The sequence below is a fragment of the Paenibacillus sp. UNC217MF genome (genome assembly GCF_000686865.1).
GTDB classification, from domain to species: domain Bacteria; phylum Bacillota; class Bacilli; order Paenibacillales; family Paenibacillaceae; genus Paenibacillus_B; species Paenibacillus_B suaedae.
Genome location: NZ_KK366030.1, coordinates 173,148 through 199,088 on the forward strand (window position 1 = coordinate 173,148; position 25,941 = coordinate 199,088).

A 25,941-nucleotide genomic window follows, 5' to 3' on the forward strand; every position below is an offset into this window, starting at 1 on the left:
TCTATGACGAGCACAAAAAAGATGGAGAAAACATGGAACAATTCTTGAATCCAAGAAACCAAATGGCTGGTAATATCGTCTAATTAGATAGGGGTATGTACAAATGAGCATATATCTTGTTTCTTGTGCGACAAATAGGAAGGGGAGAATGAGTTGGCGTCAAAGTGGAAAATAGGGGTGCTGCTGCTTACGGTAGTAGCTTTAATGAGTGGCTGTCTCGGGGAAAAACCGGTGCTAGAGCAGCTGGAAGAAGGGAAAGGTAAGATTAAGGTCGTTAGTTATAACGAGGAATCTTTCTATAGTGAGTATGGAAATTATTTCAATATCAAATACCCGGATATCGAATTTGAAGTCGTTAGCTATCAAGAACTGTATGCCAACAATCAGGATGGCGAACCATTTGATTATGATGAAGAAATGGAAAAGTTCATAGAAAAAAATAAGCCGGATGTGCTTCTCTTAAACGATAAGCTGTTCGAAAAGTATGCGCAAAGTGGAAAGCTGTATGGTCTTGATCAAATTATTAGCCAAGAAAAATTTGATTTGGAAGGCTACATGCCAGGCCTAATAGATATGATCCGCTCCAAGGGGAACGGTACTCTATATGGATTGGCGCCGTCCTTCTATACGAATGTACTGTACTATAATCGAGATCTATTTAAGGAGCATAATGTAGAGCCGCCGAGCAACAAGATGAGCTGGCAGGAGATTATCGACTTGTCCAAGCGATTTACTTCTATCGGTTCGGGAGACAATCAAGTCTATGGATATTATCAACCCTATGGAGACATACGATCTGCCGTGAATCAAATCGTCTCATCCTCTGCATTGAATCTATTCGATACGAAGGGCGAGAAGCTGCTTATTAATTCGGATGGATGGAAGAAGGCAATTAAGATGGCAACAGATGCCGTGCGCGACAAATCGATTGGCATTCCATCTTCCGAGCAAAGAAGTATGTCGGATGATCCGTTCTTCCAGGGTAAGGCGGCGATGGTAACGGAGGGGACTTGGTTTGCACAGCAACTCAGGGATCGCCCTCGTTATGATAAGAAGGTAAAAGAAATCAATTGGGACATCGTAACAGCACCAATCGATCCTTCGAGTCCTGACGAATCAAGTAATGTGGGCTTATCTGATATTTATGGGGTTGCAGCTGATTCCCCAAATAAGCGTGCGGCCTGGGAATTCGTCAAGTTCATAAATGGGCCTGAAATGGCGAAGGCTTCTGCACGTTCCATGACTGGCCGTATTCCAACACGTAAGGACTATTTCAAGGAGATTGATGGCCGCAGCACAGAGCCATTTTACCTATTGAAACCTAAATTGGGTGCATCCTCATCAGGCTTTTGGAATAGTAAAATTCCAGAGAAATTCCATGAGGGCTTCATGCCATTGGTAAATACGTCGCTACAAGCGGTAGTCGATAATAAGAAGACGGTGGATGAAGCTGTAGCTGAATTGGAAACGAAGGGGCAGCAAATGCTTAATAAAGCGAATGAAGAGCAAAAGGCCAAATCAAAAGATAAAAAATAATAGAATCTGAATCAAGATCCATCACAGATCCATCATAGAACCTTCTATGGTGGATTTTTTTATTCACTTATAGATCGGATGGAAGTAGCGGGGAAAATTGATTTCTTTCACATAAAATCAATTCTATTGTTGAATGATGGAAAAATGATCTATATACTTATTGTTGATATTTGGAAAAATAGGAAGGAGAGTTGTGTGTGAAGACGAAATGGAAGCTCGTCATATTTCTACTAACGATTACTTCTATGTTAAGCGGGTGTCTCGGAGAGAAGCCCGTGTTGGAGCAGCTTGATGAGGGAAAAGGCAAAATTAAGGTTCTCTACTATAACGAGGAATCATTCTATCAACAGTATGGCAACTATTTTAATGTGAAATTTCCGGATATTGAATTCGAGGTTGTAAATTCAGAAGATATGTACGCAAATCGGAAGGATAATGAGCCGTTTGATTATGAAGCAGAAATGAAAAAGTTTCTTGATAAGCATAAGCCTGACGTCTTGTTCTTGAATGACACCATGTATGAAACCTATGCGAAGGACGGGAAGCTGTACAACATAGAGGAGATCATTGCACAGGAGAAATTTGATTTGGAAGGCTATATGCCAGGTCTTATTGATATGATTCGTGCGAAAGGGAACGGTACGTTGTATGGACTTGCTCCATCTTTCTATACGAATGTATTGTACTTCAACCGCGCTTTGTTCAAGGAGCACAATATCGAGCCCCCGCGCAATAAGATGAGCTGGCAGGAGGTCATCGATCTGTCGAAGCGCTTTACGGGTATCGGTTCAGGAGACAATCAAATCTTTGGATTGTACCAAGACTATGGAGATGTTGATCGTGTGATGGACAACATTGTCTCTACCTCTGGCTTGAAATTGGTAGACCAGAAGGGCGAGAAGCTGCTTATTAATTCGGACGGTTGGAAGAAGGCCATCACCCTTGCTACCGATGCGATACGGTCGAAGGCCGTCTATGTCCCACCACGAGATAATGGTGAGAATGGACAAATGATGCGGTTCGGTAATGATATGTTCATGAGAGGCAAGGCGGCAATGATGATTGAGAGCACGTGGTTTGCGCGTCAAATTAAGGATCGACATCGTTATGACAAGGAAGCGAAGCAAATCGATTGGGATATCGTCACGGCACCGGTAGATCCAGCAACACCTGATGAGTCTGGCAATGTGTTTTTATCTGAAATTTACGCGATATCCGCAGATTCTCCAAATAAGCGAGCGGCGTGGGAATTCGTTAAGTTCGTCAATGGTACAGAAATGGCGAAGGCTTCTTCCCGAGCGCTAAGTGGACAAATTCCGACCCGCAATCAATATTTCAAGGAAATCGACGGCAGAAGCACGGAACCGTTCTACTTGCTGAAACCGAAGTCTACCGCTGAGCGCTACAACAAAAATATTCCAATGGAATTTTACGAGCCTTATAACCAATTGCTGCGGAAAGCGTTGCAGGATATCGTCGACAACAAGAAGTCGTTAGACGAAGCGGTAGCTGAATTGGAAACAAAGGGGCAAGCCGAATTGATAAAGGCGAAAGAGGCAGAGAAGGCGCGTCTAGCGAAAGAGAAAAAAGGAGATTCGTCTTCGACGAAAACAGAGTCTACAGGCTCTACAGAATCCACTGGATCCACTAAATCAGGTGGCTAACCTGTCCGAATGATATAGATATATGACGTTACAGTACCTATTCTCCATTCCTTCTTGTGGCGAGAATAGGTACTGATCGTTTGAAGGGATGCTGTTATACTATATCTGTTGGAAAATAGAGGGTGGGAGGTCGTGTGTTGGTGAGATGGAAATTCTGGAAGTTGAGTGCTTTACTGCTTGCAGCCATGTTGCTCGTAAGCGGTTGTCTTGGGGACAAGCCGGTGCTTGAGCCGCTAGAGGAAGGAAAGGGAAAGATTAAAGTTCTTTATTATAGTGAGGAATCATTCTATAGGCAGTATGGAAACTACTTCAATATTAAATTCCCGGATATCGAATTTGAAGTCGTTGGTATGGAAGATCTCTATTCGAGCGACGACTATCAAGAAGCACTGAAGAAAATGGTAGAGAAACATAAGCCAGATGTTATGCTTCTGAGCGAGGATATATTTGAGACCTTTGCCGAAGACGGGAAGCTGTACGGCCTAGATGATATCATTGCACAAGAAAAGTTCGATTTAGAAGATTTTATGCCAGGCCTTATCGAGCGTATTAAAAGCAAGGGGGGCGGCAAGTTGTATGGCCTCGCTCCTTCCTTTTATACGCGAGTCTTGTATTACAATGAAGACTTATTCAAGGAGCATCATATTGAATTGCCGAACAACAAGATGAGCTGGAAGGACGTCTTGGATTTGGCCAGACGATTCAGCGGTATTGGTTCAGGTGAGGATCAGGTCTATGGGTATTATCAGGAGTATGGGAACATGAGCAATCTGTTTCAAGATATTGTTAGCTCGTCATCTTTGAAGCAATTTGATGCGAAGGGTGAAAAGCTGCTGATTAACGCTGATGGCTGGAAACAGGCCTTTACACTGGCAACGGATGCGCTGCGAAGCAAGGCTGTATATATGCCACCTAAGGGCGAAGAAGCACAATTTATGAATAATAACTTGTTCGTTCAAGGGAAGGCAGCAATGATGATGAGTGGTACTTGGCTCGCGCAAGAGATTGATAATCGTCCGACCTACGACAAGAAGGCGAAGAAGTTTGCCTGGAACTTCGTCACAGGTCCGATCGACCCTTCGTCTCCAGACGAATCTGCTTATGTGAATTTATCTGAAATCTATACAGTGTCTGCGGACTCAGCGAATAAGCGCGCAGCGTGGGAGTTCGTCAAGTTTGTCAACGGCAATGAAATGGCCAAGGCAGCCTCGCGTTCCATGATGGGAAGCTTGCCGACACGAATGAAGTATAAGAAGGATATTGCAGGTAAGAGCTCGGATCCGCTCTATATGCTGAAGCCAAAATCCTCCTCGGCCTATGGCTGGTGGAACAAACATGTTCCTAGCGCTTTTTATAGCACCTATGATGGTATGGTTCAGCAAGCCCTCGAAGCCGTAATTGAGAAAAAGAAATCCGTGGATGAGGCTGTTGGAGAACTGGAAGCCAAGGGGCAGGCAGCGTTAACGAAAGCGCATGAAGACGAAAAAGCGCGCAAGGCTAAAGAGAAGGGCAAAGAATCAAGTTCTACTGAAAACGGAAAGTCGGGTTGATGAAATTAATAAGATTCTTGTGTGAACAAGCCGTCTGAAAAGACGGCTTTTTATTGTTCATACAGAACGCTCTTATTGTTACAGAAATGTAAGGCCGTGATTAGAGGATATCCATTCGCTTCCTGTCAGGTTGTTCGATATAATGAGAACAGTGAGGTGAAGAGGCATGAAGCCTTTATTGAAGATTGATAGACTAACTGGCGGTTACAGTACAGGCAGACCTGTGCTGCATGATATCTCCTTGCAAGTGAATGCAGGCGAAATGGTTGGCCTCATTGGATTGAACGGCGCAGGGAAGAGTACGACGATGAAGCATATATTAGGACTGCTTGAGCCGCAAGCAGGAAGCGTTTCCATACATGGGAAGACGCTGGCGGAGGATGCGGAAGCGTATCGTGCTGCTATTGCGTATGTACCGGAGTCGCCAATTCTATATGATGCGCTGACGGTGCGCGAGCATCTGGTATGGACGGCTACTGCATATGGCGTCGAACAAGGAGTATTTGAGAAGAGGGTGCGGGAGCTTGCGGAAATGTTCCATATGACCGCACACCTGGATAAAGCTGCACAGCATTTATCGAAGGGGATGCGGCAGAAGACGATGCTCATGTGCGCGTTTGCTGTTCGGCCGCCTTTATATATTATTGATGAGCCTTTCCTTGGACTTGATCCGCTCGGTATTCGATCACTGCTCCAATATATGAAGCAAGTGCAGGCAGAGGGCGCATCATTGCTGGTGAGCTCTCACATTTTGTCGACGATTGAGCATTACTGTGATTCGTTCGTGCTTCTGCATCATGGTAAAGTTCTCGGAGCGGGCACGGTCCATGGAATGCACGATCAATACGAGGCCCAGTCAGGCAAGCGGGCGGAAGAGCGGCTGGAGGAACTGTTCTATGCGTGGGTTAGCGATGAGCGCATCACTGGTTCTGTGGATGGTGTACAGCGATGACACAGACCCGAATGAAGGAGGCATCCACCGTCAATAGTCTGACAGAGGTGCTTCTACATCCTGAGGAGCTATGGGCAAGCCGCAAGCGTGAATTCTGGGGTAAGGTCATGCCTTATATGCGCTACGTCATACAGAGCGGACTCGGGGCACTCATGTTATTCGTGCTCGTGGCAGGGACGGCGTTATATGCTTCCTTTATCGAGCACATTCCACCTACTTTTCCGATTAAGGAGGTTGCCCTGCTGCTGGTAGCGCCCGCAGTTGCCTATACGACCTATCGCACGCTGCTGCGGCCGGCCGATCTTGCCTTTCTGCTGCGCATTGAGCATCGAATGTCCGGCTATATGAAGAGAAGCGTACGCTATAGCCTATGGCCGCGAACAGTACTCCTTATTGCTGTGTGGTGTGTATTGTGGCCGTTATACAGCCGTGCAGAGGATAACCCGAAGAACTTCATCTTTACTTTGATCCTATTGTTGATGCTCAAGGCGGTTGCTGCATTTGGCGCTTGGAAGGAGCGCCACTATAGTGACAATCGCCGTCGAATTGCTGCCCGCTACGTGCGTTATCTATGGGCTTGTGGAGCAACGGCTTGTTGGCTGTGGCTCAATATGCCTGCTGCGCTTTTTGTCATCGGTGTGAGTGGGTTGGTGTACATAGGCTGGTTGGTTACAGGGAGAACGCTGCGTTTTCCATGGGAGGCGCATTTCGAAGCGGAGAAAGCACATGAGGGACGAGTTTATTTGTTTTTGAGTGGATTCGTGGATCTGCCAGCAACAGACGAACGTCGATATGCGAGACCGTGGCTCAATTTCATAGGCAATCGATTTGCATTGCGGAAGCCTTTTGCCTATCGTTATTTACTGATGAAGACGTTGGTGCGAAGTGAGCTGCTGGGCATCTTATTGAGGCTGGTCATCATTGGCGCTGTGCTTTTATATTGGACAAATGCTACAGAGTGGAGTCTCCTGCTGTATGCAGCAGTTGTATTCGTTGCAGGCACACAGATGGGGGCTGTGTTTGCCTTCCATCGACATGATGTGTGGCAGGAAGTTTACCCACTTCCCGTGCATGCACGTCATGAAGCGGCATTATATGCCAGTACCGTTGCGCATGCGCTGGCAGCCTTCGCTCTGCTGCTGCCAATTGCAGTCGGGCCATTATCGGTCTCATTCAAGCTAGCCGTGATCGGATCGGGTGTGGCTATCGTCTTGTTGACTAGATGGAAACGTTCGAAGCCGCGCAAGGATGATGAAGATTAATCGAATAGGAAGCATAAAGATTACACATAAAGGGTTCCTAGAATAACATTTCGAAGCGTATGAACGAATTAAATAACTGCAATTGTCTATACGGGACAAGGGTGAGATGCTTTATCTGCTTCCTTGTCTTTTTTTCTGTCAGTATGTTTCATAAGCAGTTCATGCATATGCACTAATTCTTTATTTCGTGTCTAGTCGTACAAGCAGCGACAAGAATACGATACATTGTGACGTCATAGTTATGGTAATGGGATGGCTGAATCCGCTATCATCATCAAATATGCAGCCAATTGAATTCGGCAGGGGATGCCCGTCATGCAGATGAAGGGAGAGGTGAATGTCCGATGGAGCAAGAACGTCGTCAGCTATTGCTTGGGGCAATCATATGCAAGAGGTGCGATCGGATAATTGCCGAGCAAGATACGGAAAAAGTCATGGTGTACTATGTGGAGTGCAATAAGCGCGATTGTAGAGAGCAAACAGCAGTGATGGAGAGAGAGGTACTGTACATTGAAGCTTAGTTCGAATCAGGCGGAGCAGTGGGATAAGACGGTTGTCCAGCGTCATGGCCATTCCAACAGTACGGCTGGCATACGGATTATCGAATTGCATCAGCAGCATATTCATCATGTGGGCACATTATGGCGGGAGACGGAATACAAGAACTTCGTCCCTTATTCGCCTCAATCAAATGGCCTGCATGTTGCGCAGTGCGGCAGTTCTGCAGAAGTGCAGGCTGCTGCAGAAGCAGGGTATCACAAGTTGCTGCTGGCGCCAAGTCATAGCTTATTAATGAAGTCGGAACGTGTTCGTCTCATTCGTGAGATGCTGCTTGCTGGAACGGCGGGAGAACGTGATTCAGCGCTTCAGAAGCTGCTTCCGCTGATGACGGCCGAATATGAACATATGTTGGCTGTCCTTCATCGACATGCTGCTATACATGGATATGTGCGTTTGCTCGATGCCCCAATTATGCAGCTGTTGCCGAGTATAGCCGATTTGGAATTGCGAATGGGAGTAGTTCAGCGCTTTGCGGCCGATTCCGATCTATCAGTGGAACGGCACCGTCTGCATCAGCAGTGGTTGAAGCTTAAGCAATGGAAGCAGTGGCTTCATTCCGGAAACGGGGACAAATGCATGCTGTCGAGCGCAGTTGTGGAATGGATCGATATGCAGGCAGAAGCCTTGTTCCGGGCTGAGCAGCGCTTGGCGAATCAAGGGTATGATATTCAATTAACGGTGCTGCTGCCGTATGAAGCGGGGAGCTGGAAGCAGCATGTCGGCTGCGTCCGTCTGGCTGCCGAGCAAATTCTTGGTGTTCACGCCACACGTAGTTACCCGATTGTCGGGATCCGAATAGAGCATGCGGTTAGCGCTTGGGAGAATATGTCACAATCTGGAAGGCTTGGTGGATTGGGCGGGCAGTTCGTCTTACCGGAAATCGATATGGACTGGGAAGAAGTTGATTTCGTTTGGATGAGTCGGGGAGGGGAGCCGACGAATGAAAACGATCATTTCTAGATGATCGTTCATAATATAGCTCGAACGGTGGAAAAGCCAGTGACGGTGTGGAAGCTGCCGGCACTGGCTTTATTTGAATTTAGAACAATTTAGAACAACCGGTTCAGACATCGCTTGCTTCCTGTGTCTAGTTCAGAGATCGGAGGCACGATACAGCGTCGTCCGAAGCTGTCGAGCAGAATCATTCCCCCTTCTGGTGAAGGCTGGACGTGCTCATGCAAAGTTTCCAGCTCGAGCCTCATTGTTCCTCTATCAGTGATAACCTCCCATTTCCACACCTTGTTCTTCTCATGTATGCTCACGATACTCTCCACTCTAGGAATGAAATACCGACGCTTCAGCTCAAGCTGAATAGCGTCTTGACTGCTGGAATCCAGCTGCTGCAAGTCGCGTACAATGCCAATTTCCTTGCCATCACGATCTCGTACAGATAAGTAGCATAAGGCGTGAGAGAATGGAAATGCCCGATAAATTGATACTTCCGTTGTTACCGTATCTCCATCCCTAAGCTCCAGCAGGCCTCCTTCACTGTGGCGAAAGGATACGGCGGGAGAAAAATAGCGGATATCTTCCGCAAATGCGCTTATGGAAGTGGCGGACTGATCATGATCGTTAGTGTTGTTCGCTGACTGGTTGCGGATATGTTCTTCCTGCTCGGCTTGGTGGAGCGGTTCTTGGACATGTACATCAGGCAAAGAGATACTCCCCTTTCATTTCAGACATTTCCTGTTGAGCCTGCACAAGCTTCGCGTATACTCCATTCTGCGAGAGAAGCTGATCGTGGGAACCGACTTCCACGAGCCTGCCTTGATCCAGGACAATAATACGAGTGGCGTGGCGGAGCGTAGACAGCCGATGAGCAATAGCAAAGGTCGTGCGCCCACGAATGAGTCTCATCATCGCTTCTTGAATCTGGCGTTCTGTGGCGGTATCGACAGAAGCGGTAGCTTCGTCGAGAATCAGGATTGCCGGATCATGGAGAATTGCGCGTGCAATGGCAATCCGCTGCTTCTCACCGCCAGATAATCGTGCTCCGCGTTCGCCGACCCGAGTATCATAACCATCGGGCATTCGGATGATGAAGTCATGTGCATTCGCTATCTTGGCGGCACGCATAATCTCCTCCGGAGATGCGTCAGGCTTCGCATAAGCAATGTTCTGGGCTACAGAACCATCGAATAGAAAGGTTTCCTGAAGAACGACTCCAATATGCTGACGCAAGCTCTCCTGCTTCATGTCTCTAATATCGATCCCGTCGATGCGAATGAGGCCGCTGTCAGGATCATAGAAACGGCAGAGCAGATGAATGAGCGTGGACTTCCCTGCTCCTGAATGACCAACGATACCGATCATTTCTCCAGGCTGTACAGCAAGCGTAAGCTCCTTCAATACGGGACGATGCTTCTCGTAACCATAGCTAATATTCTCGAATTGTACGGCTCCGCGTACAGAGGGGAGCCGCATTGCTTGGTCTCGATCCGGTACCTCTGGCTTCATATCGATAATTTCAAATATGCGGCCTGCGGCAGCAAACGCCCGGCTGGTCCAGTTTACGGCTTGACTGAACCATTTCAGCGGGCCAAAGAACATACCCAAGTAACCAATGAACGCCATAAGCGTTCCAAGTGTCATATGTTGACCAAGTACGGATTGACCCCCAACGAACCAGACGAGCAGCAAACCAGATTGTGTCACAAGGGAGAACAAGGGGAGTACACCTGCCCAAAGTCCGTCTACACGAATGGACTGCTTCATTAACACATCATTCGCCTCATGGTAACGACTTCTTTCTGTGCTCTCTTGTCCGAATGCTTTTACGACGCGAATGCCTTGGAGTGTATCGCCTACAATCGTGTTGATGCGATTAAGCGCTCTCCAGTGGATGTACCAGCGCTGATGAATGAATGGCCAGATGACAAAAGAGAAGAAGATGACAATGGGAGCTGGGACGAGTGCTAGCAGAGTAAGCTGCCAATTGAGTGAAGCCATCATGGTGAAAATGGAGATGATGAGCAGAATCTGGCTGGTAACCCATACGACGCCATCGTTCAAAAATTGACTGAGTGCGTCGGCATCATGGTTGACTCGCCCAATGAACTGTGAAGTTTGGCGGCGATCAAAAAATCCGAGCGACAGCTTCATCAGAGAACCATATACATCCTCACGGATATTATGCATAAGCTTACTGCCGGTATGTACGCTGATATAGCCGCGAACGGTCGTCATGACAGAAAGTGTGAGCTGAACAAGACCAAGCATCAGTACGAGTGCGAGCAGGGATGCGGCGGGATGTGTCGTCTGCAGGACATCATCGACGATAATTTTCGTGAGGTAAGGAGGGATAAGTTCAATTAACGTTGTGGCGATGACGAGCAATGAGGCAACCGACATCCATTTCTTAAAAGGCTTCGCATAGTCCAGCACTCTCCTGAATGCCTTGCCCTTATCGGTGCAGCGTAGGCAGCTTTCGTTCTGGTTAACGAGTCGTGCCCCACATTTGGAGCACCGCCGCGGCATGTCATCCACGGATGGAAGCGGCAGCTCATCTCCCTGAATGATTGCTTGGATCAGTCGGCAAGCGAACGCGAACTTCACAGTTTCCATCGATGTGTATCGAACGAGTACGATCGAACCGTGCTCAGTATCTGCGATGAGCTGCGAGCTGCCTATCGCATCATTCGTTCGGCATCTGTTGACAACGCTTACAAGAATGCGTTTTTCTAATTTTCCGGAAGAGGTGCATATGAAGATTTCATCTTGGGAAATCAGCAGCCAGCGTTCAGATAATGTAGCATCGTCCTGAATATCGGCTCTCCCGCAGAAGAGCAGTTCAGCCGTGGTCATGCCTGCGGTCGCGAATGGCGGTGATTCGATAAAACGCAAGGATATCCCCCTTTTCTATAAGAATTATTAATATTGGGAAATTGTAACATACAAACTTGTGTTAGGGGAGGGGGATATCGTATAGCTGCATAATGTTGGAGGAACGATTCAAGATAGCACAGAGAACGAATCTAAAATAAAAAGAGCCGCCTAAGGAGCAGTGTTCTACTCCTTAGGCGACAATTGTTCGTTGCACGATAATAGGGCTGCTGAATTGCACGAACAAGCACAGGGTGCTATTTCGTCAGATCAAGAATCCCTTGATAGATTGTATCAAATAATTGCTCTAATTGGTTCTCCTCAATACAGGAGAACGCAACTCGCAGATCGGTATCGCCAAGAGCAATTGTGCCGACACCATACTGCTCGAGCAAGTGTGTGCGCAAGGTTTCGGCGTGTACATTTTGAAGCTTCAAGCACATGAAATATCCGGAGTTGAATGGATAATAGCTTAGCACATCTCCGTACTTGCCGCTGTCAAGCAGCTCCTTCACTTTGTTCGCACGGGCCTTCATCAGATTGAACTTGGCCTGCTTCTGCGCTCCGTACTCTGGAGAGTTCAGCGCATGGAGCACGAACGTCTGCGAAGGATGAGGGCCACTGGATATGGTAGCCCGAATGATCCCGATTGTCTTCTGCTCCAAGGCAGCGAGCAGTGCTTCGGACTCAGCTGCGTACGTGATGAAACCTACGCGGAATCCCCATACATACTCTTCCTTCGTAGCTCCATCGACCTTAATTGGCAGGATGTTAGGATGAATGGAAGCCAATTTGCCAAATAAGGATTCATGCATGGAGTCTTCGAAGAAGAGACCGAAGTAAGCATCATCTGTTACCACGACGAGACGCATGCCTGCTTCTGCTGCTTCAAGCAAGGCCGCAGTGATCTGCTCTCCTTCTTCTCTTCCAGGTGTATAGCCAGTTGGGTTATTCGGGAAGTTCAAGACAACGATTGCCTTACCCTTGTCCTTATTGGCAAGCAAGGCATCGCGAAGTCCTGCACTATTGAATTTCCAATTGTCATTATATAACGGATAGTAGACCATCTCTGCATTGCGGCGAATGCCGAACGTGAGCTCGTAGTTCTCCCAGTTCTTCTCTGGAAGCACCACAACATCGCCCTCGTCCGCGAACAGATCCGCAACGATGCTGAGTCCATGCGTCAATGCATTCGTCACAATCGGATTGCTGATTGTTACATTGCTAAGCGATGGGTTCTCCGTAAGCATTTTTTCTTTCCATGCTTTGCGCAGTTCAGGCTTGCCTGCTGGCGGTGCATAGGGATAGATATCAGCAGGGTCATAGGCAGACAACGTATCCTGAATGACGCTGAGGTGCATTGGGGTATTGCCTTCCGTAGCGATGCCAATTGTGGCATTGAATGCCTTGGCCTTGCTTTTGGCTTCTGCTGATTGGCTCAGTATGCCTTCCTTCGGGAAGTAGATTTGCTGCGCGAGCCGGGAGAGCATGGCATAAATGTTGGGATTGTGCTGTTGAATTGTTTCGTTCAATTGTTGAGCCAGTTGATTCATGGCGTCCATCCTTCCACCATCATTGTAAGAGGGCCCATTCCATGCATGCATGGAATACGCCCTTGAAATACTTTCTTCATTATAGCATTATGGCTCTTCATTCGTCACGATGAATTGGTTATCATTACCTATAAGCAGCATGCAAATACGATACGCCTAATATTTGATGAGTAAAGAATGAGGTTCAAATTTTGCAAAAGTGATGGTACTATAGTGAAATAGTGCAAATTTTTCGAGCAATCCTACATGAAATTGACTTAATTATGATGGAGAAGAGACCATGTTAGAGAGAAAGAAGGGGGCACTACCGTGTTACAAGCATCGCCGACGCAGTACATTCTGAAGCCGGCTTGCGCGAAGATTACATGTGAACCGAACTGGAAATGGCAGAAGCGAGAGAAGCCAATGCCGAACTATGACCTGTTCTATGTATGGAGTGGGGAGGGGGAGCTGACGCTGAATGGCGAAGTCTATGAGATTCGCAAAGGCAGCTGCTTCTTATTCCGTCCGGGGGATCACACATCCGCAACACATAATCCGCAAAAGCCGCTGACATTAACTTATATTCATTTTGATGTGGATGCATCATTGTCGGACATTCCCATGTCCTATCGAGAACTGCACGAAACGGTTGACTTCGAACATTTGCTTGCCAGATATGTGCGCTTGTTTTTGCGGGATACGTATGGTGCAGAGATTGAAGCTCAGCTTGTGCTGAAGCAGTTGATGATTCATCTGCTGCGCGCAGACAAGGAAGAGCCGGATGAGCGGAAGACGAGTCATCAGCTTGCGGAATCTATCCATGAAATTGCGAATTATATCAGGCAAAATCCAGGTGCCAATCATCGTATTCAGCATTTGGCGAAGCGAGCGCAGTTGTCCCCGCGTTATTTCTCAGTGAAGTTCAAGGAACTGATCGGGATGTCTGTGCAGACGTATATTATTCGTTCTCGAATTGAACGAGCGGAGCATCTGCTGCATCATGCTGGAATGAATGTGACGGAAGTGGCGGATGCATTAGGATACAGGGATATTTTCTTCTTCAGCCGCCAGTTTAAGCAATATACAGGACGGAGCCCGTCCGAAATTCGATAAAAGGATCATACAAGCTGCTTTGGGCACTATTGTCCGGGCAGCTTTTTTGTTAGATATGGTTTTGCTCTAAAAAAACGACATCCTTACTGCTTACATAATGATTAGAATTGTTAAGGAACGATAAATTCAGCACGAGGTTATCGACAAAAGGTGTTCACTAGTTTACCTTTAATAGTAGAAAGTATGAGTCGAATAAATATTCATTTTGTTGGAATGTGAGGGATTTACAAGAGATATATATAATGATAGAATTAAGACAATTAATTCCATAATAAGGAGGTGATGGAGTGGGTTCCATCAGTGCTGTTTATTCGACATTAGGAGAATTAATTCAACGTTATCGGTATGAACGGTCAATGACGCAGGCGAAGCTGGCGGAGTTGACAAGAATTAACCGAGGCAGCATCTCCAAGATTGAGAATGGGGACATTAAACGGCCTGATTACGCGACCATACAACCCATTATTTCCGTTCTGAACGTGCCCTTGCGCGAAGTGATTGATGCTTTGTCCTTGACTGACCATCGTTCAGACACTTGGTTCGGATTATTGCATAATTCAACATCGAGTGGGGATTACTCCTTGTCAGCTGAGATCGCTTCCTATCTATTAGCATCCCGCAATGAAGAGAGCGAAGTTCTGCTAGGCAAGCTTTTTCAAATAGTTCAGGAAATATCGAACAATAATGAGCTGAAGCTCTCATTACTGAACATCGTTATTACCTATGCACGAAGTCATGGAATTCAACGCTTCGTTGCGAGAGGAACTTTACATAAGTATTTAATTGAGCGGGACGATTTTTCGAAGATGGAGGCAACTTACCAAACTGGTCACTATGTACTCCATTATGTCGAATTTCTATCTCGTGAGGAGAAAGCCACTTTATATTACAAGCTTGGCGTTCATGCATATAATTTGGGGCTTTACAACGAATGCATAGAGTTATGCAAAAATGCAGTTATTCAAGAAGATGTTGAAAGCAGCTTTAGCGCATACTCTACTTTAGCAATTTGTTCGTCGTATTTTGAACTAGAGCAATATGATATGGCAGAGAAATATATGAAAACATTTAGTTTATTTAGTTTCCCTTTTGTGCAAGAAAATGTAGATTACTGGACAGCAAAACTGAATGAAAAAAAAGGAAACATTGAATTGGCAGTTTCTCAATTTCAGCAATGCTTAGATATTCCTTCGTATAAATTAAATGTTGTTAATTCGTTACTTAGATTATACAGGGTAAACAAAGATATAAATTCAGCAGCAAAACTCATTCAGAATGAACAAGAATACCTTATTCAGAGTGAAGACAACCCTATTTTTATTTCAGGTCGTGCTCATTATTTTTTGAACAAAGGAAAGTACCTTATAGATTCTAGTAAGGAGAATGAGGCTGTTGAGCACTTTATTATGAGTGCAAAATTGTTCTTTAGGTTGAATGAGACAAAAAAAATCTATGAATGTTTAGAGCTTATCTTCCGTCATATGAAGAATGTAAAAGATGATGATGGAATGATAAACAACAAAATGGAAAAGCTGTTTGAAGATTTGAAAAAATAAGGAGGGGAACTTTGTGAAAAAAAAGGCAACTAAAATTTGTGTTTCATTATTAGCGGTTTCTTTTTTGTTAATGCCATCACTAGTAAGTGGTTATGCAGACTCAAGCTATGTAAGAACTGTTAATTCAAGTGGTAATAATGTCAATCAAATTGATAAAATCGTAATGTTTGGTAGCGGTGAGGATTCAAGCCTTCCCTGGTAGTTAAAAAAGATGCTGTTTCTAGGACGCTAATCTTTAGCGTCCTTTTTGTTGTCTATAACGCATTGCAACAAATGTTGAACAGAGTCGAATATATCTTATTTCATAGAATTGTAGTGAAATAAGCAGAATGTTATATAATGACAATGATACATAATTGTCGGATAATAGAAGCAATCATGATTTATAAAAAGAGAATCATTATCGGGAGGCTAACACGATGCGGTTTTACTTTGACATCCCTACTAATGAAACCAGCTTGTCGGATGAAATGTTGCTAGACGAAATCGAAAAAGCCCGCGAGCAACTGCAGGAAGCGTTTGATGGTGGTAAAACATTTACTGACGCTGAAGTTATTGAGCTTAGTCAGCAACTCGATGAATATCTAGTTGAAATTCAAAAGAAAAGACTGCTTAAAAAGGCGATCATGGAGATTGATATTGCTGGATAGCTAGTGATTCATCTGATGGCTAATAACTATCCTGTAAGCGGAGGAAACATGCATGGGTTCCGATTTAGCACACGTGAAACTAGGGGAACTAATCCAATGTTACCGGAATCGGGAGAGTATGACACAACAAGGTTTCGCAAAAGAAGCAGGTGTAGATTATGAAAGTGTTATCGCAATCGAAAAAGGAGAAACACCACTAGATTATGCAGTGCTGCAGTCAGTCATTACAGTACTGCATATTCCGGTGGAAGAAATAGTGGCGGCTTTGCCGACAGAAGAGGTTAGTTCTGAATTATGGCTAGCCCTGTTGGTAGCATATTTACCAAGTAAAGATAGGCAAATACTCGTAGATATTCTTTTTCATTTGTTGGCTTGTCATGATACGGGAAATGAAGATTTGATATACAAGCTATATCATGCGGTTCAGCAAGTGGCAGATAACATTGAGTTGCGGCTTGAGTTACTGGATTATATCATCTCTTATGTCAAAACAAGAGATATGCAGTCTATTGTAACGAGAGGATTGTATTATCGCTATTTAGTGGAGCGGGACGATTTCAGTAGGATGGAGGAAACTTTCCAGTCTGGACAGGCTGTGCTTCACTACGTGGAGTTTCTCCCTCGTGATGATCGAGTGGTTTTCTATTACAAGTTAGGCGTACATGCCTTCCACATAGACCGCTTCTATGAAAGTATTGAGTTAGCTAAGCTAGGAATTGCTGAAGATAGCTCGGAGAGCACCTACAAAGCGTACTCCACCTTGCTTATTTGTTCATCCTATTTTCGACTTGAGGAATATGATCAGGCAGAAAAATATTTGAAAGTATTCAGTCAGTTTCCTTTCTCCTTTGTTCAAGAAAATGTCGATTTTTTAACAACCAAACTCCATGAAAAAAGAGGACACATCGAATTGGCAATTAGCCAATTGCAGAAATGTTTTACAGTGTCTTCTTATAAAATAAGCATTGTGAACTCACTTCTTGATTTGTATCTAACAAAAAATGATAGTACTTCTGCAAGGCAACTACTCCAGCAAGAACATGTATACCTCAATGTAAACTACTTAAATCCAAATTCAATATCAGGACACGCATATTACTACAAACTTAAAGGAAAATGGCTTCATCGATGGGGGAAAAACAGTGAAGCCATTGATTGCTATATCCAAAGTGTAAGCATGTTTGTTGAATTAACCGAAGCTGATGAAGTTTTATTACGAAAGATGGAGCGCACACGGTTGAAGATGATGAATGCAGCCAAAACGGGACGGAATTTAACAGACGTCTCTGTTGTGCAGCTCAGTCAAGAGCTTGATACCTATATCGTTGAAATACAGAAAAAAGGGATATTTAAGAATTATCTATTAAGAGATTAATGAAAAAGAAGCACAATTGATCTCTTTTGTTTCCAGATGGAGATTCACTCACGATTCATCAAGAAAGTGTAATGGAGGATACATGCATGGGGGTTGTAAAACCGAGAAATGAGACCTTGGGGGAATTGATTCGCTCATATCGACATGAATGGAATATATCCCAGCAGGAACTTGCGAACAGGACTGGCGTAACTAAAAAGAGAATTTCGTTCCTGGAATATGGCGGAGCTCCACGAGATTATGCTATCCTACAACCCATTTTCTCTATTTTACATATACCTGCTCATGAAGTCGTAAGTGCTCTTGCCGCTACAAAGATTCAATCGGAGATATGGTTCTGTCTGCTGCAACAACTCGTGTTGTCTGAAGACGATATCTCACTGGCTAGAGAAGTAATGGTTCATCTAATGGCCTCTCAGGACGAGAATTCTAAAGTGCGTTTTGGGAAGATATTAAGCATCGTACAGCAAGGATCAGGCAACTTAGAGTCTCGGCTAGAATTAATGGATGATGCAATCATATATGCCCAAAGGCAAGGCTGGCAGACATATGTTGCAAAAGGATTGTTCTATCGGTATTTAGTGGAACGGGATGATTTCAGTAAAATGGAGGAAACCTATCATTCGGGGAAGCAGGTACTTGCCTATGCTGAAGATCTGACCTGCGAAGATCGTGTTATTCTATATTACAAGTTAAGTGTTCACGCTTATACACTGCGCAAGTATAATGACAGTATTGAATTCGGTAAACTACTGCTGACCTGTGATAAGACAGAGAGTACCTATAAAGCTTACTCCATTTTACTGATTAGTTCTTCTTACTATTATAAATCTCAATTTGAATTGGCAGAGAAGTACCTCAATCGTATTCGATTGACACGCTTCCCGTTCCTGAAGGATCATGTAACTTTAATGCAGGCCAAGTTTCATGAACAACGGGGAGAAACGGAATCAGCTATCTACCATTTGCAGCTGTGTATGGAGTCATCGACTTACAAATTAAATATTGTAAACTCACTACTTCATATCTATCTTCAACAACGAGATATAGATGCAGCACAACATTTGCTCCAAGGTGAATCAGACTATCTGGAAGAAGACTTCTCCAATCCTATGAAAATCAATGAACTTGCAAACTATTACATTAACAAAGGGAAAGTTATGAGCGGAATAAATAGACAGAAAGAAGCTATCGATTATTTCAAAAAGGGGATATCCATGTTCACTAGATTAACGGAAACGGATGAGGCCTTGCTGAGACAATTGGAGCAGACACGATTAAACATGATCAGTGCTGTAACGGATGGCCGGAATCTGACAGATGCTACTGTCGTTCGTCTTAGTCAAGAGCTGGACGGTTATATTGTGGAATTTCAGAAAAAGAGCATTTTAAAAAGAGCAGTGTTAACTACTTAAAGAAAGTTATAGCGCTTTTCTTTAGTAGTCGGTGCCTGAGAAAATGAGCACAGAAAAAGGGGCTTTTCCAATTGCCATGGTTCATGGCCTATGGAAAAGCCCCTTTTCAGTAAGATGCTATGGAACGCAAGTAGGGTTAGCTCTGTGTCTTCTGTACGCGTTCAGTCTTCGCATGGAACGTCCCCAAGCAATCTCCTATTCTAACCTTGGCGCCGAGCGCTAATCCCTCCAGGGGCTCGAATGTATTCGTTTCTGTCAGCAGCACAACGGTTGATCCGAATTCAAAATAGGCAAGATCCTGCCCCTTCTCATAGCTGGACTTCACTTTATCATCCGAATAACGGATGCTGCTCACATTGAGTGCCCCAACTTTCACAACCGCTACTTCACCTTGTCCATGTCGTATGTACGTGATAAGTCGTTCGTTGCGGCTAAGTACACGCGGCATATGATGCAGACCAAAATCATTTACTGGATAGACACGCCCAGGCACATGTTCGCTCTCCACAGTGGTCCCCGTAACGGGGGCGTGAATACGATGATAATCGGAAGGACTTAAATACAGCACGAAGCAATAGCCATGACTATATTTTTGTCGATGAGGAGAGTGGTTCAGCATCTCATCGAGAGTATAATCCTGCCCCTTCACATTAAATATACTGCCTTCCTGAATTGGCCCCATACCTGTAATCACTGCATCTACAGGGCTAGCAAGCTGGTCTTCTGCAGCAGAAATAGGACGCATATCTGGCTTAAGCTTGCGAGTGAAGAATTCATTCAAAGTCCCGTATTGATCCATAGGCTTCTCAGCTTCCTCAACACGGATATTGTACGTCTTCGCAAAGGTTGGAATAAATCGGCGGCTTAATCCGGAGTTGGCGAAGCGGCCTGCGATGCGAGATACCCACTTGCGTGAGGATAATTCAGTTAGTAGCCGTAAAAATCTTTTTTTCATTGTTAATTAATCACCTGGTTTATAAGACACCTGAATTAAGGGCGTCCTGTATTTTTCAACCTCAAGAAACAGAATAAGAAGCATGTTTCCTGTGGACTATCTTGACACAGAACGCCATCATTTTCAATATGATCCTACACAACGCTAAGAATAAAGAGGGTTATTGACTTGCTTGACGAAGCAGAGATGCGCCATAGGCAATTGGATTCACATAGGTTGCTCTCCAACATTCAAGTAAATTAGCCTCACGAAAACTGTAACGTTGATCTCGTCCATTGCATTCGATAAATAAAGGAATTCCATCAGGAGAGATCCCGATATCTAGTCCTAAATCTGCAAGATGGGGCAGGGTGTGTGATAGCCGTGAAGCGACATCTAAGGAGAAGCGGCTGATTCGTTCGCGAAGGATATCAAGCGGAATATAAGGCAGTGCAGAAGCTGCCAGCAGTTCAAATGGATAGACTGTTCCGCCTTGAGCTACGTTCGTGACGAATGTATGCGATGGTGCAACCTTGCCCACGATTCCTGTGATTTTCCATTCTCCGGTTCCGTCTCGTTGTACGGATACACGCAGATCGAAGGGTCTACCCTTATAGCAAACGAGCGGCAAGAGCTGTTGAACCAAAAAGGCCTTCTTCAGCATTTGGGACCTCACGGATGCGGGCAATTTCCCCTCAGGCATCTCGACGGTTCTCCACTTACGGCCCCCTGTTGACGTTCGCAGCATGTAGGTCGTTCTCCACCCTTTGCTTGTTCGCTCAATTTTGGTGAGCCCTCGTCCTATGCTGCTGTTATTAGGCTTCAGTACAATCGCGTCATAGCGTTCCATGAGTCTGGCGATAGAAGAACGAGTTGCGAGGGTTGTGTCTGGCAAATGTGGGGCGATCATATGATCTGCCTTGAGTACGTTGTGAATGCTCATTTTGCCGTATCGATTGACCTCGTTGAATAAGATAATATTCGCTTGAACCAGAGAGCGGATACGCGCGCGTGAAGTGGGACGCAAATAAATCGCTCGGTTATGAATGACTCGTGGAATAGGCATGCGTCGGCGAACATAACCAGTCGGCCCTTTTACATATGCGGCTACTTCCATTCGACGGGTATTTACATCTTCAATTCGGAAGAAGCAAGGGATGATTCCGTTCTGACGCGCAGCTTCTTCATAGAACAGGATAGCTTCGTGCTTCGTCTTGCCACGGATGAGTCCACGCAGCAAGGGAGCATTGAACAAAATGCCGATTCGATTATCGGACATGGTCATACCTCCTTAGGGGCAAAAATGCGATATACAAATAGCCATTGGCGATAATGCATCGTATGTATGTCCAGTATTGGCGGTATGGACGAGTGGATGAAGGCATAATGACTAAATTTGATGCTTGGCTAAGCAGATGAGGAGGAACGAAATGCATCTTCAGAAGGTGGCTGTCATTACGCCAGGAACATTCCCGATTCCTTCTGGATCGAGCAGTTCCGTTGAGCGAGTCGTGGAGCATGTGGTAAGCAAGGCTGCTCAGCGAATAGATGCACGAATTTATGCAAGACTGTGGAGCGGCCAGGAAGAGATAGACACGGTTCGGGGTGTTCCTTGTGTTCGAATTCGAGCGAGCCATGCACGGATGTACGTGCAGGGGGTTATTCGCAGCATGGCTCAGTTCATGCCTGATACGATTCAAATTGAGAACCGTCCCCGATTTGTTCTCCCTATCAAGCGTTCCTTTCCCAATGCCCAAATCATATTGAATCTTCACTCCGTCACCTTCATGAGCCGTAAGCATATTCCCCTGAAATTATTAAGGTCATCACTTCGAGCGGCAGATCGGATTTTCGTCAACAGCCGCTATTTATATCGCAAAGTTGCAGCAGTCTGTCCAAGTTGTGCTTCGCGAATCGTAGTGAATACATTAGGAGTTGACCAAGAGCGATTCCGCTCTAAATGGACGGAAGAAGGAATGCAGCGTTCTGAAGCAGGCAAGGACATGCTAGGTTGGGCGGATCGCAAAATCATTCTATATGTCGGGCGTCTTATTCCCTTAAAGGGAGTTCATCATTTATTGAAGGCCATTCCGCGTGTCATTGCGAGGCAGCCTAAGGCGCTATTTGTCATCGTCGGCAGCGCGTTTTATGGATCTGCACGGAGAACCGTCTATGTGCGTAAGCTTGAGCGTTTGGGCAGAGTGTATCCGAAGCACGTTAGATTCGTCCCTTATGTATCCCATGAACAAATACCGGATTGGTATTTGCTAGCGGATGTTGTAGTCATGCCTTCGGTCGAGAAGGAGGCATTCGGTTTAGTCAATGTGGAAGCGATGGCTTCTGGAGTCCCTGTACTTGCAACACGTGTCGGAGGCATTCAAGAGGTTGTTGCAGACGGGATTACAGGCGTGCTCGTGCGGCCGTTTCGGCTAAGCATACGGCTTGCGAATGAACTAAACCGGTTATTGGATGATGATGAACGAAGAAAGAGAATGGGGGAAGCGGCTGTGGAACATGTACAGAATCATTTTACATGGGACAAAACAGCCGAGCGGTGGGCTAACGAAATAGGCGCTCCTGCAGAGCAATAGATTCATACGTATAGGCGAGTGTCGGGGAGAGCACTGGGTGCATATGATGGATTAGGTGTAGGTAGAAGCCCATCGGAAAGGAGAGAGTGCAGCGTGAAAAAGAAAAAAGGGAGCTTGTCCCCGAAAGGAAAGAGGCCTTCCTATTATGTAGATAATCCGAATAGGTCGGAACTGAAAATGTTGGATCGATTATCGAAATCTAAGCCTAGTTCGGATCAATTATCGAAATCTGAGCCCCATTTGGATCAATTATCGAAATCTAAGCCCGATAGTGTTGCACAGTCCAAGAAAGCTAACATCAATGCGTTTGCGACAGCACAGGAAGAAATGAACCATCTGATGAAACAAGCAAAGCTGGCTCTTCAGCAGGCAAAGAGAGGCAATGTTGCCATGAAGCAGCCCACAGCAGGTGAAGGTTCTTCGAAGTCGAAGACACCATCTTTGGATGCCCATGTAAGTAGAGAAGAGAACATACCAACGCCTGTACCTCCATTCACTATATCCCCAGACATTGAGCATAGCGAGCAGAAGGCGCAGTCCACTCAAGTTTCGGAAGTCGAAGCTTCCACACTCACTGGCGTAAACGCACCTTCATCGAAGCAAGCAGATAGCAAGCTTTCGAAAGCAACCCGCACAGAAAAGAAGAAGACTAAAAATCCATCAAAGCCTATTAGAGGAACGGTGTCCCAAGATGTAGAGGTTGAAGCTTCCTCAGTTGATGCTTCCTCTATGGACACACTCCATGTGCTTGAAAACAATCCAGTTGAGCAAACGGAGCAGAAGGTAGACGTTGATGCAGTAATAGCTGTGCAGGCAGAGAAGGAAAAACGGCTTTTCGAGAAGAGAAGCATTTTCCGGCCAAAAGCGATTGTATATACCGATGATATCGTGGATGAGGCTGTTACCAATGAGAAACTGGCTGCGTATTCGATAAGCGGATCCAAGATTAAACGTGAGAGCATTGATTCTGATGCGCTAAAGGATCATTCTGTCACATCGATTAAAATTGCAGATGAAGCAATCACTGGCGGGAAGATCGCTCCTGATTCGATTATGGGTGAGCACCTCATTCGCAATGCGATTTCAGGCAGTAAAATTCGAGATCGTTCTATTACAGGAGGCAAAATTAAGGACGGCAGTATAACCTCCGAGAAGCTGGCTGATAAGACGATCGATTCTGATAAATTAGCGGAAGGCTCTATTCATACGAAGCATTTGAGCGAACTAATCATCTCGAATGAATTGATTCAAGACCAATCCATAACCTCTGAAAAGATACGCAGCGGTGCGATCCATACGGAAAACTTGGCCAATGGCGCTGTGGACACATCCAAGCTTAGTGATGATGTAGTCACGAATTCGAAGCTGCGGAATCATGCTGTAACGAGCGATAAAATAGCCCCCTCTAGCATTGTTAGCGACCATTTAGCTGATGAAATTATTGTGAGTCGTATCATCGCTGAACGTGCTGTTGAGAGTCGACATATTGGTTCCAACCAAATTGAAGGCTCCCATCTTACCCCGAATATGATTAGCAGCTATCATCTTCAGCCTCAATCAATTCATTCGATCCATCTTGCAGCAGAAACAGTTCAATCTGCCCATTTGCAGAAGGAAGCGGTCCATCAGAAGCATGTGCGCGAAGGAGAAATTCATAGCTGGCATTTGCACGAGCAGGCTGTAACGACAGATAAATTAGCGGATCAATCAGTCGCAACAGCAAAGTTGATAGATCAAGCTGTCACTTCCACCAAAATCGCCGATCAGAGTATTACTTCGCAAAAAATTGCAGATGCCATGATTCAGTCTCGTCATGTTGTCAAGCATGCAATAAACACGCAGCAGATCGCACCACTTGCCATAGTCGGTCTTCATATTCAGGAAGAGGCGATCGGCGGGGAGCATATTGAGCAAGATAGCATTGCAAATCGGCATGTGCAGGACGGGGCAATTGATAAGCGTACGATTACTTCAGGCGCAGTAGAAGGGAGACATTTAGTCGCGAATGCTGTTAACACAGCGCATCTCGTAGATGAGGCAGTGACAACAAGCAAGTTGGGTGTACACAGCGTTACCTCTTTGCAGCTCGCTGATGAGGCGGTTACTCGTCAAAAGCTGACGAATCAAAGTGTGACGGCTGAGATATTGGCTGACGATAGCGTAACTTCCCGTCACATCAGTGCGGGTGCAGTAGGGGCCAAGGAAATAGAGCTGTACTCCATCAAGGATGAACATATTTCACCAGGAGCAATTAGCGAAGAACATATCCGAGCTCAATCGATTGATGCGGCTATGCTGAAGCAAGAAGCGGTAACGAGTGAGAAGATTGCTCCGCATGCTGTACGAGACAGACACATAGGTTCATCCTCCATATACTCCCATCACTTGGCTGATCATGTGGTTACATCCCTCAAGTTGTCCCCAGAGAGTGTATCCAGCGACAAGTTAAGTGATATGTCGGTTACATCCAGCAAGCTTGCGAATAAGAGTGTTACTTCTGAGAAATTAGCAGCGGGCAGTGTAGAATCCATCCATTTGACAAAAGGTGCAGTAAGCTCGGAAGCAATTGCCTATGAAGCTGTTGAGGCGGAGCATCTTGCTCCCGGATTGGTATCAGGCAAGCATGTAGAAGCGCAGGCGATTGACACCTATCAGCTTGCAGAACAGTCGGTAACGGCCTCCAAGCTGGCTCCAGGGTCAGTGGAAGGGACACATATTCAGCCACAGGCTGTTGCGGACGAACACTTGGCATCTGGGGCAGTTCGTATTGAACATCTCGATGATGAATTGTTTACGATGTTGAATAATCTCGTCAATCCCCCACCAGCAGAGCCCATAATCATTGGATCGTCTCAACTTGAACCATTTGCTGTAATGAAAGACCATATAGGGCCCAATGCTATCCATGCAAAACATATATCAGTAGCAGCTATCCATGGATCTCATCTGGCGGCAGGAGAAATAAACAGCCAGCATATGGCCAGCGGCTCGATTGATGAGACGCATCTCGTAGCGAATGCTGTGCATGGGCATCATCTTGCCCCGGAGAGCGTAGAATCGATTCATGTGCAGCCGGAGTGTATCCAAGCTCAGCACATGAGCCAAGGAGCAATAAGCTCGGAGCATGTGAGTCAAGGAGCAATAAGCTCGGAGCATGTGAGTCAAGGGGCAATAAGCTCGGAGCACGTAAGCCACAGAGCAATAAGCTCGGAGCACGTGAGCCAAGGAGCGATCACTGCGGAGCACGTGAGCCAAGGAGCGATCACTGCGGAGCACGTGAGCCACGGGGCAATAACATCGGAGCACGTGAGCCAAGGAGCGATCACTGCGGAGCATGTGAGCCACGGGGCAATAAGCTCGGAGCACGTGAGCCACGGGGCAATAAGCTCGGAGCACGTAAGCCACGGGGCAATAACTGCAGAGCA

At 45.7% G+C, this 25,941-nt stretch carries 19 protein-coding genes and 1 pseudogene; 15 read left to right on the top strand and 5 right to left on the bottom strand.

All coding sequences use genetic code 11. The annotated features are described in order from the left end of the window. Positions 1-153 precede the first annotated feature (153 nt). The 7 genes from BP95_RS0127680 (at position 154) to BP95_RS32175 (ending at position 8,485) form a co-directional block, all read left to right on the top strand. Positions 154-1,536 carry an ABC transporter substrate-binding protein gene (locus BP95_RS0127680; protein WP_021252688.1) on the top strand — a complete coding sequence of 461 codons (1,383 nt, stop codon included), beginning with the start codon at positions 154-156 and terminating at the stop codon, positions 1,534-1,536. A 197-nt stretch (positions 1,537-1,733) separates the two neighbouring features. Next, positions 1,734-3,200, top strand: coding sequence for an ABC transporter substrate-binding protein (locus BP95_RS31525; RefSeq protein ID WP_036667650.1), 1,467 nt, complete (start codon positions 1,734-1,736; stop codon positions 3,198-3,200). 140 nt (positions 3,201-3,340) lie between these two features. Then, positions 3,341-4,750 (top strand): ABC transporter substrate-binding protein, encoded by a 1,410-nt coding sequence (locus tag BP95_RS31530; RefSeq protein WP_021252690.1) that lies wholly within the window; start codon positions 3,341-3,343, stop codon positions 4,748-4,750. 166 nt (positions 4,751-4,916) lie between these two features. Next, positions 4,917-5,702 (top strand): ABC transporter ATP-binding protein, encoded by a 786-nt coding sequence (locus BP95_RS0127700; RefSeq protein ID WP_028533756.1) that lies wholly within the window; start codon positions 4,917-4,919, stop codon positions 5,700-5,702. Continuing rightward, the gene (locus BP95_RS0127705; RefSeq protein ID WP_028533757.1) at positions 5,699-6,964 is read left to right on the top strand and encodes an ABC transporter permease; all 1,266 of its coding nucleotides are present in this window, start codon (positions 5,699-5,701) and stop codon (positions 6,962-6,964) included. The genes BP95_RS0127700 and BP95_RS0127705 overlap by 4 nt, the downstream gene beginning before the upstream one ends. Before the next feature lie 344 nt (positions 6,965-7,308). Further along, the gene (locus BP95_RS33395) at positions 7,309-7,485 is read left to right on the top strand and encodes a GapA-binding peptide SR1P (protein WP_090513584.1); all 177 of its coding nucleotides are present in this window, start codon (positions 7,309-7,311) and stop codon (positions 7,483-7,485) included. Beyond that, a complete protein-coding gene (locus tag BP95_RS32175) occupies positions 7,475-8,485 on the top strand; it encodes a hypothetical protein (protein WP_021252693.1) in 1,011 nt (336 codons plus the stop codon). The genes BP95_RS33395 and BP95_RS32175 overlap by 11 nt, the downstream gene beginning before the upstream one ends. A gap of 89 nt (positions 8,486-8,574) precedes the next feature. On the opposite strand, the gene BP95_RS0127725 is transcribed toward BP95_RS32175, so the two are convergent. The 3 genes from BP95_RS0127725 to BP95_RS0127735 all read right to left on the bottom strand — a co-directional run bounded on the left by BP95_RS0127725 (position 8,575) and on the right by BP95_RS0127735 (position 12,900). Next, positions 8,575-9,180, bottom strand: a complete 606-nt coding sequence (locus BP95_RS0127725) for a DUF1854 domain-containing protein (RefSeq protein ID WP_021252694.1) — start codon at positions 9,178-9,180, stop codon at positions 8,575-8,577. Then, a complete protein-coding gene (locus tag BP95_RS31540; RefSeq protein WP_155987358.1) occupies positions 9,173-11,368 on the bottom strand; it encodes an ABC transporter ATP-binding protein in 2,196 nt (731 codons plus the stop codon). The genes BP95_RS0127725 and BP95_RS31540 overlap by 8 nt, the downstream gene beginning before the upstream one ends. Before the next feature lie 236 nt (positions 11,369-11,604). Continuing rightward, positions 11,605-12,900 (bottom strand): aminotransferase class I/II-fold pyridoxal phosphate-dependent enzyme, encoded by a 1,296-nt coding sequence (locus BP95_RS0127735; RefSeq protein WP_028533759.1) that lies wholly within the window; start codon positions 12,898-12,900, stop codon positions 11,605-11,607. Between the two features lie 309 nt (positions 12,901-13,209). Here BP95_RS0127735 and BP95_RS0127740 point away from each other — a divergent pair, with 309 nt between their 5' ends. The 6 genes from BP95_RS0127740 to BP95_RS0127765 all read left to right on the top strand — a co-directional run bounded on the left by BP95_RS0127740 (position 13,210) and on the right by BP95_RS0127765 (position 18,991). Next, a complete protein-coding gene (locus tag BP95_RS0127740; protein WP_028533760.1) occupies positions 13,210-13,995 on the top strand; it encodes a helix-turn-helix domain-containing protein in 786 nt (261 codons plus the stop codon). A 287-nt stretch (positions 13,996-14,282) separates the two neighbouring features. Then, positions 14,283-15,551 (top strand): helix-turn-helix domain-containing protein, encoded by a 1,269-nt coding sequence (locus tag BP95_RS0127745; protein ID WP_028533761.1) that lies wholly within the window; start codon positions 14,283-14,285, stop codon positions 15,549-15,551. A 13-nt stretch (positions 15,552-15,564) separates the two neighbouring features. Beyond that, positions 15,565-15,753: a hypothetical protein gene (locus tag BP95_RS0127750; RefSeq protein WP_028533762.1), complete on the top strand. Its 189-nt coding sequence runs from the start codon at positions 15,565-15,567 to the stop codon at positions 15,751-15,753. A 217-nt stretch (positions 15,754-15,970) separates the two neighbouring features. Further along, the gene (locus BP95_RS31545; protein WP_036667651.1) at positions 15,971-16,201 is read left to right on the top strand and encodes an aspartyl-phosphate phosphatase Spo0E family protein; all 231 of its coding nucleotides are present in this window, start codon (positions 15,971-15,973) and stop codon (positions 16,199-16,201) included. Between the two features lie 52 nt (positions 16,202-16,253). Next, positions 16,254-17,576, top strand: coding sequence for an XRE family transcriptional regulator (locus tag BP95_RS0127760; RefSeq protein WP_028533763.1), 1,323 nt, complete (start codon positions 16,254-16,256; stop codon positions 17,574-17,576). Between the two features lie 86 nt (positions 17,577-17,662). After that, on the top strand, positions 17,663-18,991 hold the full coding sequence (locus BP95_RS0127765) for an XRE family transcriptional regulator (RefSeq protein ID WP_028533764.1): 1,329 nt from the start codon (positions 17,663-17,665) through the stop codon (positions 18,989-18,991). A 136-nt stretch (positions 18,992-19,127) separates the two neighbouring features. On the opposite strand, the gene asd is transcribed toward BP95_RS0127765, so the two are convergent. Both asd and BP95_RS0127775 read right to left on the bottom strand, forming a co-directional pair. Next, positions 19,128-19,946, bottom strand: coding sequence for an archaetidylserine decarboxylase (gene asd, locus BP95_RS0127770; RefSeq protein ID WP_028533765.1), 819 nt, complete (start codon positions 19,944-19,946; stop codon positions 19,128-19,130). A gap of 160 nt (positions 19,947-20,106) precedes the next feature. Next, positions 20,107-21,204 (bottom strand): YheC/YheD family endospore coat-associated protein, encoded by a 1,098-nt coding sequence (locus BP95_RS0127775; protein ID WP_028533766.1) that lies wholly within the window; start codon positions 21,202-21,204, stop codon positions 20,107-20,109. A 151-nt stretch (positions 21,205-21,355) separates the two neighbouring features. Here BP95_RS0127775 and BP95_RS0127780 point away from each other — a divergent pair, with 151 nt between their 5' ends. Both BP95_RS0127780 and BP95_RS33655 read left to right on the top strand, forming a co-directional pair. Next, positions 21,356-22,516, top strand: a complete 1,161-nt coding sequence (locus BP95_RS0127780; RefSeq protein WP_021252704.1) for a glycosyltransferase family 4 protein — start codon at positions 21,356-21,358, stop codon at positions 22,514-22,516. 93 nt (positions 22,517-22,609) lie between these two features. Then, a pseudogene (locus tag BP95_RS33655) lies at positions 22,610-25,941 on the top strand (hypothetical protein); the annotation flags it as partial.